This is a genomic window from Rhodococcus sp. IEGM 1351 (assembly GCF_030056875.1).
Classification (GTDB): Bacteria; Actinomycetota; Actinomycetes; order Mycobacteriales; family Mycobacteriaceae; genus Rhodococcus_F; species Rhodococcus_F opacus.
This window is the reverse complement of the sequence record NZ_JASHKU010000019.1, coordinates 79971-93151: the sequence shown is the minus strand read 5'-3', so window position 1 is coordinate 93151 and position 13181 is coordinate 79971. Positions and strand designations below refer to the sequence as shown.

Here is a 13181-nt window from a genome sequence, read left to right as displayed (position 1 = left end):
TGGATCTTCTCGGTATGGGTCGCATGTGACTGCTGTGCCGCGTGACACGAATCTATCCCGCTTTCCTCGGAGTTTCAAACATCTGTTCGACACGTGTCGCGAGAAGTAGAGACATTGTCGGAGGGTCGTGGTAGAAATCGAACATGTGTTCTTTCGAACGCGTGATCGAACACCCGGAGCGATCGGACGCCGACCGGGTCGGTAGCGGATACGACAACGGATCTGACAACGGATACGAGCAGCGGAGGTACCGATGAGCAACGCAGTTCTCCATCGGCAGGCAGTGCTGAACCGGCAGGCCCTCGAACGGGGTGTCATCCGTTCCGGCGCCGCACGGTCGTACCGGACCGAGCCGCGCCGCCGGCGCACCGACGGCGAGCTGCGGCGTCCCTCGTCCGGTGCCGTCGCGTACCGGCCCACCCACACCGGTGTCTCCCGTGCCGATCACGCGCGCGGGGCGAACGACGTCGGCTGGCGGATGGTGCTCGCGAGTGTCGTGATCACGGCGGGTGTGCTGTGCGGGCTCGTCGGGGTGGCTCAGCTGGCCACCACCGACGGTGTGAGTAACTCGGCGGCCACGGAGGTCGTGCAGGTGCAGCAGGGGGAGAGCCTGGCAGCGCTCGCGGCCCGGATCTCCCCGGAATTGCCGGTGGCGCAGGTGGTCGAGCGGATCATGGAGCTGAACGCCATGTCCAATTCGGCGCTCCACCCGGGCCAGAGTCTGATCGTCCCGTCGTCCTCTACCCGGTGACGGGGGTGGCTCTGCATGTCTGTCCCATCGGGCGGCCGAGTAGTCTCGGATGCTGTCAGTCCCACCACTTCGTGTGGTCGCGTCGAGATCGTGCATCCGCTGCGTGAATCCGTTTTCGTCGGTTCGCCATCGGGGGAGGCGAACAGTTGCGGCCACGACGGCTACAACGAAGGAATCGCCATGCACTGCCCGTTCTGCCGGCACCCCGATTCACGTGTGGTCGATTCGCGAGAAGCCGACGAAGGACAGGCCATCCGTCGCCGACGTTCGTGCCCCGAGTGTGGTCGCCGATTCACCACCGTCGAGACCGCCGTGTTGTCGGTGGTCAAGCGCAGTGGTGTCACCGAACCGTTCAGCCGGGAGAAGGTGGTGCGGGGTGTGCGCCGCGCCTGCCAGGGCCGGCAGGTAGACAACGACGCACTGAATCTTCTTGCCCAGCAGGTCGAGGACGCGGTCCGGGCGTCGGGCTCGGCGGAGATTCCGAGCAACGAGGTCGGCCTCGCCATTCTCGGTCCGCTTCGTGATCTCGACGAGGTGGCGTACCTGCGCTTCGCGTCGGTGTACCGGTCTTTCAGCTCCGCCGAGGACTTCGCCCGCGAGATCAAAGAGCTACGCGAACACCGCGAATCCCGAGACGAGGCCTGAGCCTGCGCGTCAGCGCACCTTCTCCATGGCCTTGCGCGTCAGCGCACCTTCTCCATAGCACTGAGCACGCGTTTCTCCGAGACCGGGATCGGTGTCCCGAGTGTTTGAGCGAACAGGCTGACGCGCAACTCCTCGATCATCCAGTGAATCGCATCGACCTCGGGTGAGTGCTGTCGTTCTTCCGGCAGGCCCGCGAGCATGCGTTCGTATCCGGCGTACACCCGGTCGAGAACGTCCATCCCCTTCTGGTCGCGCGGTGCGCTCCCCGGAAGGGCTTCGAGACGTGCCGCCGCGGCGGCGAGGTAGCGGGGGAGTTCGCGGAGGCGAGTGGTACCGATGTCGGCGACGAATCCGGGAAACAGCAGCGACTGCCGTTGTTCCCGCACGTCGTCGGCGGCTTCACCGGTGGCGCGTTCCAGCACGACGGCGAGCCGGTGGTCCGCTTCGAGCACGGGCGACACCAGTCGTAGGAGCACCGCCACGTTCCGGGCCATCTCCGCGCGCGCCGTCGCCACGAGGGCGTCGAATTCCTGCGGTGTGCGCACCGGCGCGCCGTGTGCGGCGATCAATTGGTTCGCGGCGGCGTTGCGGCAGTTGTCGATCAGGGCGTCGAGGCTGCCGTCGGGGTTCTGCCCGAGCGCCAGTCTCTGTGCGTTGCTCAGGCCGGACGTGACCGTCTTCGCCTGGGTGGGAACGGCAGCGAGGAGCAGCCTGCGCGTTCCGGCGCGCATCGCGGCTCGTTGCGCCGCGGCGGTGCTGAGCACGCGGACGGCGACACCGTCACCCTCCGGGACCAGGGCGGGGTAGCCGGTGACCTTCTGGCCGCCGAGTTCGCGGGTCACGGTGGCCTCGAGCGAACCGAGGGTGGCGGGGGTCCACGTGAGTGCGGGCGGCCGCTCCGAGTTCGAGGCCGCCTTCGCCACTTCCACCTGGACGCGGGGAGCGAGCGACTTGCGCAGCGACACGAGGTCCTTGTCCCGGCCGAGGACGGCACCCTTCTCGTCCACGGCAGCGAACGTCATGCGCAGATGGTCGGGGAGTGCGGTGACGTCGAAGTCTTTGGGATCGATGCGACAGGCTCCGAGCCGCGACAGTTCGCGTGCCATCGCCGTGGTGAGAGGTTCGGAGCGGGGCTTCACGGCGGCCAGCGCGGCGGCCGCGAAGTCCGGTGCCGGAACCACCTGTCGGCGAAGGGTCTTCGGGAGCGTCTTGATCAGGGCGGTGACCAGTTCGACGCGCATGCCGGGGACCAGCCAGTCGAAGCCGACCGGGCGCAGGCCCGCCAGTAGCGCGATCGGGATGCGGGCGGTGACGCCGTCGTCCTCGGTCCCGGGCTCGAACTGGTAGGTGAGGGGGAACTGCATGTCGCCCTGACGCCAGGCGTCGGGGTATTCACCGCCGAGTACTGCGGCCGATTCGGCGTTGACGACCGTCGCCTGGGTGAACGTGAGCAGGTCGGGATTCTTGCGGCGGGCGACCTTCCACCAGGAGTCGAAATGCCGGGCCGAGACCGCTTCCGGGCCGACGCGCTGATCGTAGAAGTCGTAGAGGGTGTCGTCGTCCACGAGGATGTCGCGCCTGCGGGCGCGATGTTCGAGTTCTTCGACGTCTTCGAGGAGTGCGCGGTTGGCGTGGAAGAACTTGTGCTGCGTCTGCCATTCGCCCTGCACCAGGGCGTGGCGGATGAACAGGTCGCGGGACGTTTCGGGGTCGATGGTGCTGTAGGTGACGGCACGCCGGGCGACGAGCGGGATGCCGTACAACGTGACGCGTTCGTAGGCCATGGCGGCGCCGCGTTTCGACGACCAGTGCGGTTCGGAGTAGGTGCGTTTCACGAGGTGCGGCGCCAGCTTCTCGGCCCACTCGGGTTCGATTCCGGCCGACATCCGTGCCCACAGCCGGGACGTCTCGACCAGCTCGGCGGCCATGACCCATCGCGGGGGCTTCTTGAACAGGCTCGAGCCGGGGAAGACCGCGAATCGGCTTCCGCGGGCCCCGAGGAAGTCTCGTTTGTCACCCTCGCGGAGCCCGATGTGCGACAGCAGCCCCGCGAGCAGGGACTGGTGGATCGCCGCCTCACCGGCCGGGGTGTCGGTGGTGTCCCAGCCCAGCCCACGGGTGATCTGACGGAGCTGACCGTGCAGGTCCTGCCATTCGCGGATGCGCAGCCAGTGCAGGAATTCGTTTCGGCACATCTTCCGGAACTGGTTGGACGACAACTCGTTCCGCTGCTCGCGCAGGTACTTCCACAGTTCGAGGAAGGCGAGGAAGTCGGAGTTCTCCACAGTGAACCGGGCGTGCTTCTCGTCCGCTGCCTGCTGGAATTCGGCGGGACGTTCCCGCACGTCCTGGATCGAGAGGGCGGAGACGATGACCAGCACCTCGGACAGGCAGCCGTTCCGGTGCGCCTCGACGAGCATCCGGGCCATGCGCGGATCGACGGGGATCTGCGCGAGTTCGCGTCCGACCGCGGTGAGGACGGGCTGCTCGTTCTGGGCTTTCCGTTCGATGGCCCCGAGTTCCTCGAGCAGGCCGATGCCGTCGCGGACCGCCCGGGGGTCGGGCGGCTGGACGAACGGGAACGCGGCGATGTCGCCGAGGCCGAGCGCCGTCATCTGCAGGATGACAGACGCGAGGTTGGTGCGCAGGATCTCCGGTTCGGTGAACGCGGGCCGCGCCTCGAAGTCCTCTTCCGAGTAGAGGCGGATGCAGATGCCTTCGGCCACACGGCCGCAACGCCCGGAACGCTGGCGGGCGGACGCCTGCGAGATCGGTTCGATGGGCAGGCGCTGCACCTTGGTGCGCACCGAGTAGCGGGAGATGCGGGCGGTTCCCGGGTCCACGACGTACCGGATGCCGGGCACGGTGAGCGACGTTTCCGCGACGTTCGTCGACAGCACCACCCTCCGCCCGGTGTGGGGCGTGAACACCTTGTGCTGTTCCGCCGCCGACAGCCGGGCGTAGAGGGGCACGATCTCTGTGCCGCGCGTTCTGCGGTCTCGGAGCGCGTCGGCGGTGTCGCGGATCTCCCGTTCGCCGGAGAGGAAGACCAGGATGTCGCCGTCGCCCTCGCCGGAGAGCTCCTCGACCGCCTCGCACACCGCGTCGACGGGGTCGCGGTCGAACGTCTGGTCGCCCACTTCCACCGTGAGTGGGCGGTACCGCATCTCGACGGGGAATGTGCGCCCGGACACCTCGACGATCGGGGCGGGCACCCCGTCGGTGGCGAAGTGCTGCGCGAAGCGCTCCGGATCGATCGTGGCCGACGTGATGATCACTTTCAGATCGGGCCGGCGGGGGAGTAGCTGTCGCAGGTACCCGAGGATGAAGTCGATGTTGAGGCTGCGTTCGTGGGCCTCGTCGACGATCAGCGTGTCGTACCGGCGCAGCATCCGATCGCGTTGGATCTCGGCGAGCAGGATTCCGTCGGTCATCAGTTTCACCAGCGTGCCGTCCGACACCTGGTCGGTGAATCGCACGGTGTAGCCGACGGTCTCACCGAGTTCGCTACGGAGTTCCTCCGCGATCCGTTCGGCGACGGTCCGCGCCGCGAGACGGCGGGGCTGGGTGTGTCCGATGAGGCCGCGGACGCCGCGGCCGAGTTCGAGGCAGATCTTCGGGATCTGCGTCGTCTTGCCGGATCCCGTCTCGCCGGCGACGATGACGACCTGGTTCTCGGAGATCGCCTTCGCGATGTCGTCGCGGCGCTGGCTGACCGGCAGCGTGTCGGGGAAGTCGATGACGGGGACGCTGTCGAGTCTTCGTGTGATGCGTCCGCGGGCGGCGGCGATCTCGTCGGACAGGGATGCGAGTGCGTCGGGTGTGCGCGCACGGTCGAGTCGCCGGCGGAGCCGGTGTTCGTCGCGCAGTGTGAGTTCGCCGAGGCTGTTCTTCAGGTCCCGCCGGCTGGGTGCTGTGGTGGACATGCTGGACCCCAGCCTAGCCAACCGGTGGATCGCCCTGTGCCGCGCCCGCCCGTGTGCGAATATCGGCGGATGGACGCTGCCGTCGTCACGGACCTGGGAGGTCAGAGGATCGTTCGGGTTCTGCGGGCGGTCTTCGCCGTCTACGGGCTGATCGCGTTGCTGTGGATTCCTCTCCGTAGCGCCGGCAGCGACGACTTCTCACTGGCCAATTCGTCCTGCTGCTGGACTGGGTGGTGGCCCCGTCCCGGGTGCGGATCTCCGAGGCACAGAGCCTGAGCTGGCTGGTGTTCCCGGCCGTGTACGGCGCCTATTCCCTGATACGGGGTCCGATCGTCGACTGGTACCCGTACCCGTACCCGTTCCTGGACCCCCGGCAGCAGGGGTACCTTCAGCTCGCCGTCACGGCGGTCGTGTTGTTGCTGGCGATGGCGTTGATGGCGTTCGCCGTCAACGCGGTGTGACGTCTCGGTGCACGCCGGCGGTACGACGAGGATCGGTAGCGGCGAAGGTGCGCGCGGACGATTCGCGGACCGCGCTATCCTCCACACGACAGGCGTCCGCGCGATCATCCGTGACTTCGGCAACGGCTGGGAGATTATGTTCGACGAGTTCGCAGGCGAGACCTTCGACCTGCTCGGCCGCGACCGCGGCAGTGTCGTGGCCGCCGACGACGGTGTGCCGCTCGCGGTGCGCGAGGTGGGTCCGGCGTTCGCGCCTTTGACGGTGGTGTTCGTCCACGGCTTCTGCAACAGAATGACCGGGTGGCACTTCCAGCGGGTTCAGCTCGAGGAGGCGTGGGGCTCGACGATTCGCATGGTGTTCTTCGACCTGCGGGGGCACGGCGACTCCGGGGTGCCGCGGCGCGCCACCTGCACCATTCCGCATCTCGCGCAGGACGTCGACGCCGTGATCCGTGCGCTCGTGCCCGAGGGGCCGATCGTGCTGGTCGGCCATTCGATGGGCGGTATGGCGGTCCTGTCGTACGTCGGACAGCATCCCGATCTGATCGGGTCCCGCATCGTCGGGGTGGGCCTGATCGCCACCGCGGCGGAGAAGCTGGGTGACGTGGGGCTCGCGCGGACCCTCAACACGCCGGTGGTTGCCGGATTCAGCACCGCCGCCCGCCACCTGCCCCGGGTCGTCCAGAGCGGTCGCGGCGCGAGCAAGAGGGTGCTGGCGCCGATCCTGAGGTCGGCGTCGTTCGGTAACCGCAGCATCAGCCCGGCGATCGTGTGGCACTCCGAGCAGATGATCAACGACACGTCCCTCAAGACGCTCGTGGACTTCCTGCCGTCGTTCAAGAATCACGACGAGACGGCGGCGGTGCCGTTGCTCGCACCCATCGAGACGCTGGTGGTGTGCGGCGACCGCGACCTCCTGACCCCCTTCCGGTATTCGAAGGCGATCGCCGGGCATCTGCCCGACGCGGAACTGGTGAAGGTCCCCGGTGCGGGGCACATGGTGCAGTTGGAGCGCGCAGAGCTCGTCTCGGACGCGATCGATCGTCTCCTGACCCGTTCGGTCGAAACCCTTCCCACGCCGAGTGCCTGGAGTGAGTGGGTCCGGGTGGCGACGGATTACGTGGACCACGCACGGCACTGGGTCGCCCACGGCGGGCCCGCCGCCTGGTGGCGAGGGCTACGTGGTCGTCCCGTCGTCGGTCCCACGTTCCGGTAACACGCAGAATTCGTTGCCCTCGGGGTCTGCGAGGACCACCCAGGGAACATTCGGGTCGTCGCTCAGCCGGCGTGCGCCGAGCGAGAGGAGCCGCCGGACCTCCTCGTCGCGGGTACCGGACGACGGCGCGATGTCGAGGTGCAGGCGGTTCTTCCCGGACTTCGGGTCGTCGACGGGCTGGAACACCAGTGACGGGGACCCCGGTGCGTTCGATTCGACGTACTCGAGCCCGTACGAGTCCTTCCAGCGGCGGGTCGACGGATAGCCCAGGGCGTCGCACCAGAATCGTGACAGTGATTCCGCGTCACGGCAGTCGACGGCGATGGCGATGATTCGGCTGGTCATGGGTTGCGGATACCCGCGCGACGGTGGTCGCACACTGTCACGGGGACGGCTCGGGCGCCTCCGTGGCGTGTCTGTAACCGGCAAACGCGCGACAACACGTGCCACTCGGGCCACAATGAGTGAACGCGAAACCGGCCCGAGGAGACGGGATCACCATGGCATCTGCGAGTTCGTCAGCCGAGCAGGAAACTCTCCCACCAGGTGTTCTCCGTCGCGCGATCGCGGCGTCGGCGATGGGTAACGCCACCGAATGGTTCGACTACGGCGTCTACGCGTTCACCGTGTCGTACATTTCGGCCACGTTCTTTCCCGGCGACACCGGTTCGGCCACCTTGTACGCCCTGCTCGTGTTCGCGGTGTCGTTCGTCGTGCGACCGCTCGGCGGCCTCGTGTGGGGTCCGCTGGGTGACCGGCTCGGACGCCGCCAGGTTCTGGCACTGACGATCATCCTGATGGCGGGTGCGACGTTCTGCGTGGGCCTCGTGCCGGGATACGACGTCATCGGTTTGTGGGCGCCCCTGCTGCTGGTGCTGCTGCGCATGATCCAAGGCTTCTCGACGGGCGGCGAATACGGCGGCGCGGCAACGTTCATGGCCGAGTACTCGCCGGACCGCAAGCGCGGTTTCTGCGGAAGTTTTCTCGAGTTCGGCACGCTCGGCGGGTATGCGCTGGGTGCGATCGTGGTCCTGGCGGTGGAGTTGTTCTCCAGCGATCCGTTCATGTCCACCTGGGGCTGGCGTATCCCGTTCCTGATCGCCGGACCGATGGGTCTGATCGGCCTCTACCTGCGGACCAAGCTCGAGGAGACACCCGTGTTCCGGGAACTGGACGCGGAGGGCGAGGTGGAGTCGACGCCGACCCACGAGTTCAAGGATCTGGTGACCGAGTACTGGAAGCCGTTGCTGCTGCTCGGCGGCCTCGTCATCGCGTTGAACGTCACCAATTACACCCTGCTCAGTTACATGCCGACATATCTGGAGACACAGATCGGCCTGACGTCCACCGCGTCGCTGTCCCTGTTCATCGTCGGGCAGCTCGTGATGATGGCCGTCATTCCGTTCGCCGGCGGGTTGTCGGACCGGGTGGGCCGAAAACCGCTGTGGTACGGCTCGCTCGTGGGATTGATCGTGCTCGCCGTCCCGATGTACCTGCTGATGCGTCAGGGTTTCGGATGGGCGATCCTCGCGTTCGCGGTGCTCGGGTTGCTGTACGTCCTGCAGCTGTCCACGATTTCGGCGACGTTCCCGGCCATGTTCCCGACGCACGTGCGGTTCGCGGGTTTCGCCATCGCGTACAACGTGTCGACGTCGTTGTTCGGTGGCACCGCACCTGCGGTCAACGAACTGCTCATCGAATGGACCGGCAACACGCTGATGCCGGCGTTCTACATGATGGCCGCGTGCGCGATCGGCCTCGTCGCGCTGTACTTCGTGGCCGAGACGGCGGGCGCGTCGATCCGTGGTCGCGGGATACCGGGAATCGACACGGTGCCGCACCCCACCGCCCTGGCGGAGAAGTGACGCGTGTGGGTGTGCCCCTGACGCCTGTCAGGGCGCGCCGAACCCCCGACGTGCCGCCATCGCGCCGGCGAATGTGGTGGCAGCGATGGTGACCAGCGCGCCGAGGATCAGTGCCGAAGGCTCGCCTGGGCCCAGGAGATGCGATTGCGTACCGATCGCCGCCGCGGCCACGGGCACGCCGAGTTGAGCGGCGGCCAATACGCCGAGGGGCAGCGGCACACCGACCAGCCGTGTCAGGCAGTGGACGAGAACGGCAGCGAGGCCGAGCGCAACGCCGAGCAGTATCAAGGAGGGGTCCGCCCCGAGGTCCCGGACATTCAATGATGCGCCGAGCCAGACGAAGAACAACGGCCCGAAGAATCCTTCGGTGATCGAGAACAGCTGCTTGGCCAGGCGTCGCGGCTCGCCCACTGCCGCGATCACCAGTCCGAGTGCGAAACCGGCGAGCATGATCGACACGTGGGAGTGAACGGCCAATGCCGCCAGGAGGCACAGGACCCCGAGATTGATCCGCAGTTCCAGTGCGAAGCCGCGTTCCTTGGACTCCTGATGCAGGCTGTGAAGCCAGCCGCGTTTGTCACTCGCACGGAGGACCGCGTAGAAGACGGCGGTCGCCCCCGTCACGGCTACCGCGCCTGCTGCGGCGCGTGGGGCCTGCGCCGGATCGATCACGAGCGGCAGAGCGACGATGCACGCGATGTCGGCAACCGCGACCTGGGCTACGGTCTGCACGATCGGTGTGCCCTCGAGCCCGAGCGAGTCGATCAGGGGTAGGACGAGCGCTGCGGACGACGACGCGATGAGGACCGCGTACAGAGCGGCGTGGCCGGTACCGAATGCCTGAGCGATCCCGAACCCTGCCAGGGTGGCACCGACACCGACGAGAACAGCCCGAACCACGCCTTTCGCCAGCGCAGGCCGGATGCGTGCGTCCCGGATCGGCACATGTGTGCCGGCCACGAACATGACGAGCGCGAAGCCGATGTCCGCGAGGAAAGTGAAGGTGGGATCGCCGGGATCGAGTATGCGCAGACCCGTAAAGCCGAGGAGGATTCCGGCAAGCAACTCGCCGAGAACGACCGGTAGATGCCAGGTCCGGCGACTCGCGAGCACGGGGCCGGCCAAGGCTGCGGCGGAGATCAGCGCGAGTACTTCGAAGGACATGCGTATGTCAGTTCGGTGCAGTCGAGCTCGACGGCCGGCACGGGGTCTTCCAGTTCTCGCGACATCTCACTCCGGGCATGGAGAGATTGTGCCTGCCGAAGCCCGCGGTCCGACTCCGATCGAGGCAAGGAGGTCGGGCCGACCAGGCGAGGGACGCGTGAGTCGGGCGAGGGGATTCCCAGGCCACATGGCATAGTCGGCTCGGGGCGGGTTTCACGAAGGGATGAGCATGGCGTCGGCACTGTGGCACGGATTCGCGGACATGGGCGCGGTGGAACAGAAGGGGCCCTTCGTGGTGTCCCGCGGCGAGGGCGCCTACATCTGGGACGACCGCGGCAACCGTTACCTCGACGCGACGGCCGGGCTGTGGTTCACCAACGTGGGGCACGGCCGTGCGGAGATCGCGGACGCCGTCGCGCAGCAGTTGCGGACCGTGGCCCATTTCTCGAACTTCGGCGACTTCGTTCCCGAGACCACCGCGACCCTGGCCGATCGTCTCGCGACCATCGCGCCGGTGCCGGGCAGCAAGATCTTCTTCACGTCCGGTGGTTCGGATTCCGTGGACACGGCGGCCAAGCTCGCCCGCCGCTACTGGCATGAGATGGGCAAGCCGTCCAAGACGATCGTGGTCGGCCGCCAAAAGGCCTATCACGGGATGCACGTGGCGGGCACCGCCCTGGCGGGAATTCCCGCCAACCGCGAGGGTTACGGCGAGTTGATGGCCGACGCCGCCACGGTCGCCTGGAACGACGCGAAGGGCCTGCTCGAGCTGATCGAGAAGATCGGCGCCGACACGATCGCCGCGTTCTTCTGCGAACCCGTCATCGGTGCGGGCGGCGTCTACCTGCCGCCGGAGGGCTACCTCGCGGAGGTCCGCGACATCTGCCGCGAGCACGACATCCTGTTCGTCGTCGACGAAGTGGTCACGGGATTCGGTCGCATCGGCGGCGAGTGGTTCGCGTCGACGCGATTCGACCTGCAGCCCGACATGATGACGACGGCAAAGGGTCTCACCTCCGGATACGTCCCGATGGGGGCGGTGTTCATCGCCCCGCGTGTGGCCGAGCCGTTCTACGCCGGCGGGATCTGGTGGCGGCACGGCTACACCTACGGTGGGCACGCGGGTGCCGCCGCGGCTGCTCTCGCCAACCTCGACATCATCGAGCGCGAGAACCTGCTGGCAGAGTCGAAGCGGCTCGAGTCGTCACTGCGCGAGCACCTCGCGCCCCTCGCCGACCACCCGCGGGTCGAGGAAGTGCGCAGCGGTCTCGGTGCGGTCGCGGCGGTGCAGCTGGCCGATCCGGCGGAAGCGCTCCCGTTCGTGAACACGTTGCGCGAACACGGGATCTCGGGGCGCGCCGCCGGTCAGGGTGCCATGCAGATCTCGCCGGCGTTCGTGATGACGGACGAGCAGGTCGCTCAGGTCGCGGACGGAATCCGCCGGGCCCTGGGCTGATCGGTCCCGGTGCCCCGCCTGCGGAGGCGGCGCAGGGCACCGGTGACCCGGTCCCGCCAGGTGGGCGGGGTCAGGTCGATCTCCTTCTGCCCGTCGTGCACCGCGTACGCGCGGGTGTAGCGCTCGTGGAGACGCGCCCGGACCTCGTCGGGCGTGTACGCCTTGCGTTGCCGATCCGCGCGCACCGCGACGACCCCGGTCGCGGCGACACCCACCACACCGGCGAGTCCGAGAAGTTTCCACCATTGCCTGCCACGGGGTCGCATCCTTCTAGGCTAGGGCCCATGGACGCGCCACGGCACACGGACGCACGACGACACGGCTCCACCATCGACCTCGACACCGCGGTCGAGGTCACCCGCACCGGCGACATCTGGATCTTCCGCGGAGAGTCTCCGGCCGACAGGGCCATTCAGACGCTGACGAACAGTCCGGTCAACCACGTCGGCATGTCGGTGGTCCTCGAGGACCTGCCGCCGCTGATGTGGCACGCCGAGCTGGGGCATTCGCTGCAGGACATGTGGACGGGACGCTTCCAGCGCGGTGTGCAACTCCACGACCTGCGCGCCGCCGTCCAGGTGTGGGGTGCGCGGTACGGGCAGCGGGGATGGCTGCGCCAACTCGCCGAACCCGCGACGTCGCAGCAGGAGGACGCGTTGCTGCGGACGATCGCACGGCTCGACGGAACCCCGTTCCCGTCCACCGCGAAACTTGCGTCACGGTGGTTCGGCGGGCGCCTTCCCCGGACGGGGCGCCGGCAGAAGAAATCGGGCGGCCTCGAAAGTGCCTATTGCGCCGAGGTGGTTGCACAGACGTACGAGGAGATGGGTCTGATCAGCGGGCGCAGGCGCACCAACTGGTACGACCCCGGCAAGTTCTGGAGCGGCGACAGGCTTCCCCTCGCTCCCGGTGTGACGCTGGGCCGGGAGATCGAGGTGACTCTGAGCGAAGCCGACCTCACCGCGGGGCGAGGTCGGCGGCCGTCGTCAGAGGGTGCGTGACTTCTCGGGGTGGACTCGTCCGCCGACCTCGATCCAGCCGGCGGGATCGTAGGTGGTGCGCAGTTCGGATCCCTTGCCCTGGGTGATCAGGAGGGCGTGCCGGAGGTGCGCGGTGATCCGGACGGCCGCGGCACCGGTGGCCTCGTCCTCGGTGATGCCCATGTCCGGGGCGAACATTCGCGACCGGATCGAGTGCTCGACCTTGTCGGTCCAGGCCCACAGATAATGGTGTCCGGAACCGAACTTCTTCGGGTCCGCAGACTGAACCTCGCGCACGCTGTTCATGGGGTACAGCGAGAACTCGGGCGCCCACTCCGGCCGGGCCCGCACCCAGGTGAAGGCGCCGGAACGGCGGGTGGCGACCGGGCCCGCGGGCACGTCGAGTGTGGTGACCGCGGCGCCGCGCTCGTGCAGCCACCAGGACAGTCCGACCGTGGGGTGTCCGGCGAAGGGCAGTTCGGTGGTGGGGGTGAAGATCTGGGCGCGCGCGTGCTCGTCGCCGGGTCCGGGCACGTCGACGAAGATCGTCTCGCTGTATCCGAGTGCGGCAGCGACGGACTGCCGGTTTTCGGGCGGGACGGCCGAGGAGTCGACGATGCCGAGCGGATTGCCGTGGCGTCCTTTGTCGTCGGTGAACACCCGGACGACATCTACGTGGATGGGCATTGACGCACCCTATCGCTCGTCGACCTCGAG

Annotated in this window: 12 protein-coding genes; 7 read left to right on the top strand and 5 right to left on the bottom strand. The window is 67.7% G+C overall.

Annotated elements, in window-relative coordinates:
• The first annotated feature begins 253 nt into the window (after positions 1 to 253).
• Positions 254 to 751: a LysM peptidoglycan-binding domain-containing protein gene (locus QM806_RS28610; protein WP_005567361.1), complete on the top strand. Its 498-nt coding sequence runs from the start codon at positions 254 to 256 to the stop codon at positions 749 to 751.
• A gap of 180 nt (positions 752 to 931) precedes the next feature.
• Positions 932 to 1396 (top strand): transcriptional regulator NrdR, encoded by a 465-nt coding sequence (gene nrdR / locus QM806_RS28605; RefSeq protein ID WP_005567362.1) that lies wholly within the window; start codon positions 932 to 934, stop codon positions 1394 to 1396.
• 38 nt (positions 1397 to 1434) lie between these two features.
• Here nrdR and hrpA read toward each other — a convergent pair whose 3' ends face one another.
• Positions 1435 to 5322 carry an ATP-dependent RNA helicase HrpA gene (hrpA, locus tag QM806_RS28600; protein ID WP_169693209.1) on the bottom strand — a complete coding sequence of 1296 codons (3888 nt, stop codon included), beginning with the start codon at positions 5320 to 5322 and terminating at the stop codon, positions 1435 to 1437.
• Positions 5323 to 5555: 233 nt separating this feature from the next.
• On the opposite strand from hrpA, the gene QM806_RS41830 reads away from it, so the two are divergent.
• Positions 5556 to 5783: a Pr6Pr family membrane protein gene (locus tag QM806_RS41830; RefSeq protein ID WP_283293655.1), complete on the top strand. Its 228-nt coding sequence runs from the start codon at positions 5556 to 5558 to the stop codon at positions 5781 to 5783.
• A gap of 136 nt (positions 5784 to 5919) precedes the next feature.
• Entirely contained in the window at positions 5920 to 6999 is a 1080-nt protein-coding gene (locus tag QM806_RS28590) for an alpha/beta fold hydrolase (RefSeq protein ID WP_037205470.1), read from the top strand.
• Here the strand turns inward: QM806_RS28590 and QM806_RS28585 are convergent.
• A complete protein-coding gene (locus QM806_RS28585; RefSeq protein ID WP_005261119.1) occupies positions 6961 to 7344 on the bottom strand; it encodes a VOC family protein in 384 nt (127 codons plus the stop codon). The two genes, QM806_RS28590 and QM806_RS28585, sit on opposite strands and share 39 nt — an antisense overlap.
• A gap of 155 nt (positions 7345 to 7499) precedes the next feature.
• Between QM806_RS28585 and QM806_RS28580 the strand changes: the two genes are divergently transcribed.
• Positions 7500 to 8864 carry an MFS transporter gene (locus tag QM806_RS28580; RefSeq protein ID WP_054246702.1) on the top strand — a complete coding sequence of 455 codons (1365 nt, stop codon included), beginning with the start codon at positions 7500 to 7502 and terminating at the stop codon, positions 8862 to 8864.
• A gap of 27 nt (positions 8865 to 8891) precedes the next feature.
• Here QM806_RS28580 and QM806_RS28575 read toward each other — a convergent pair whose 3' ends face one another.
• Positions 8892 to 10028 (bottom strand): cation:proton antiporter, encoded by a 1137-nt coding sequence (locus QM806_RS28575; RefSeq protein WP_054246701.1) that lies wholly within the window; start codon positions 10026 to 10028, stop codon positions 8892 to 8894.
• A 223-nt stretch (positions 10029 to 10251) separates the two neighbouring features.
• On the opposite strand from QM806_RS28575, the gene QM806_RS28570 reads away from it, so the two are divergent.
• Positions 10252 to 11484: an aminotransferase family protein gene (locus QM806_RS28570; protein ID WP_283293654.1), complete on the top strand. Its 1233-nt coding sequence runs from the start codon at positions 10252 to 10254 to the stop codon at positions 11482 to 11484.
• Here QM806_RS28570 and QM806_RS28565 read toward each other — a convergent pair.
• Positions 11448 to 11702: a hypothetical protein gene (locus QM806_RS28565; RefSeq protein ID WP_502943909.1), complete on the bottom strand. Its 255-nt coding sequence runs from the start codon at positions 11700 to 11702 to the stop codon at positions 11448 to 11450. The two genes, QM806_RS28570 and QM806_RS28565, sit on opposite strands and share 37 nt — an antisense overlap.
• 66 nt (positions 11703 to 11768) lie before the next feature.
• Here QM806_RS28565 and QM806_RS28560 point away from each other — a divergent pair, with 66 nt between their 5' ends.
• Positions 11769 to 12485 carry a hypothetical protein gene (locus QM806_RS28560; protein WP_005574544.1) on the top strand — a complete coding sequence of 239 codons (717 nt, stop codon included), beginning with the start codon at positions 11769 to 11771 and terminating at the stop codon, positions 12483 to 12485.
• Here the strand turns inward: QM806_RS28560 and QM806_RS28555 are convergent.
• Positions 12471 to 13151: a PhzF family phenazine biosynthesis protein gene (locus QM806_RS28555; RefSeq protein ID WP_005574543.1), complete on the bottom strand. Its 681-nt coding sequence runs from the start codon at positions 13149 to 13151 to the stop codon at positions 12471 to 12473. The genes QM806_RS28560 and QM806_RS28555 overlap by 15 nt on opposite strands.
• Positions 13152 to 13181: the final 30 nt, after the last annotated feature.

Excerpts from the sequence above, each read along its gene's own strand:
- QM806_RS28555 (WP_005574543.1), bottom strand. The coding sequence starts at position 13,151 with ATGCCCATCCACGTAGATGTCGTCCGGGTGTTCACCGACGACAAAGGA.
- QM806_RS28585 (WP_005261119.1), bottom strand. The coding sequence starts at position 7,344 with ATGACCAGCCGAATCATCGCCATCGCCGTCGACTGCCGTGACGCGGAA.
- hrpA (WP_169693209.1), bottom strand. The coding sequence starts at position 5,322 with ATGTCCACCACAGCACCCAGCCGGCGGGACCTGAAGAACAGCCTCGGC.
- nrdR (WP_005567362.1), top strand. The coding sequence starts at position 932 with ATGCACTGCCCGTTCTGCCGGCACCCCGATTCACGTGTGGTCGATTCG.
- QM806_RS28580 (WP_054246702.1), top strand. The coding sequence starts at position 7,500 with ATGGCATCTGCGAGTTCGTCAGCCGAGCAGGAAACTCTCCCACCAGGT.
- QM806_RS28575 (WP_054246701.1), bottom strand. The coding sequence starts at position 10,028 with ATGTCCTTCGAAGTACTCGCGCTGATCTCCGCCGCAGCCTTGGCCGGC.
- QM806_RS28590 (WP_037205470.1), top strand. The coding sequence starts at position 5,920 with ATGTTCGACGAGTTCGCAGGCGAGACCTTCGACCTGCTCGGCCGCGAC.
- QM806_RS28560 (WP_005574544.1), top strand. The coding sequence starts at position 11,769 with ATGGACGCGCCACGGCACACGGACGCACGACGACACGGCTCCACCATC.
- QM806_RS28610 (WP_005567361.1), top strand. The coding sequence starts at position 254 with ATGAGCAACGCAGTTCTCCATCGGCAGGCAGTGCTGAACCGGCAGGCC.
- QM806_RS28570 (WP_283293654.1), top strand. The coding sequence starts at position 10,252 with ATGAGCATGGCGTCGGCACTGTGGCACGGATTCGCGGACATGGGCGCG.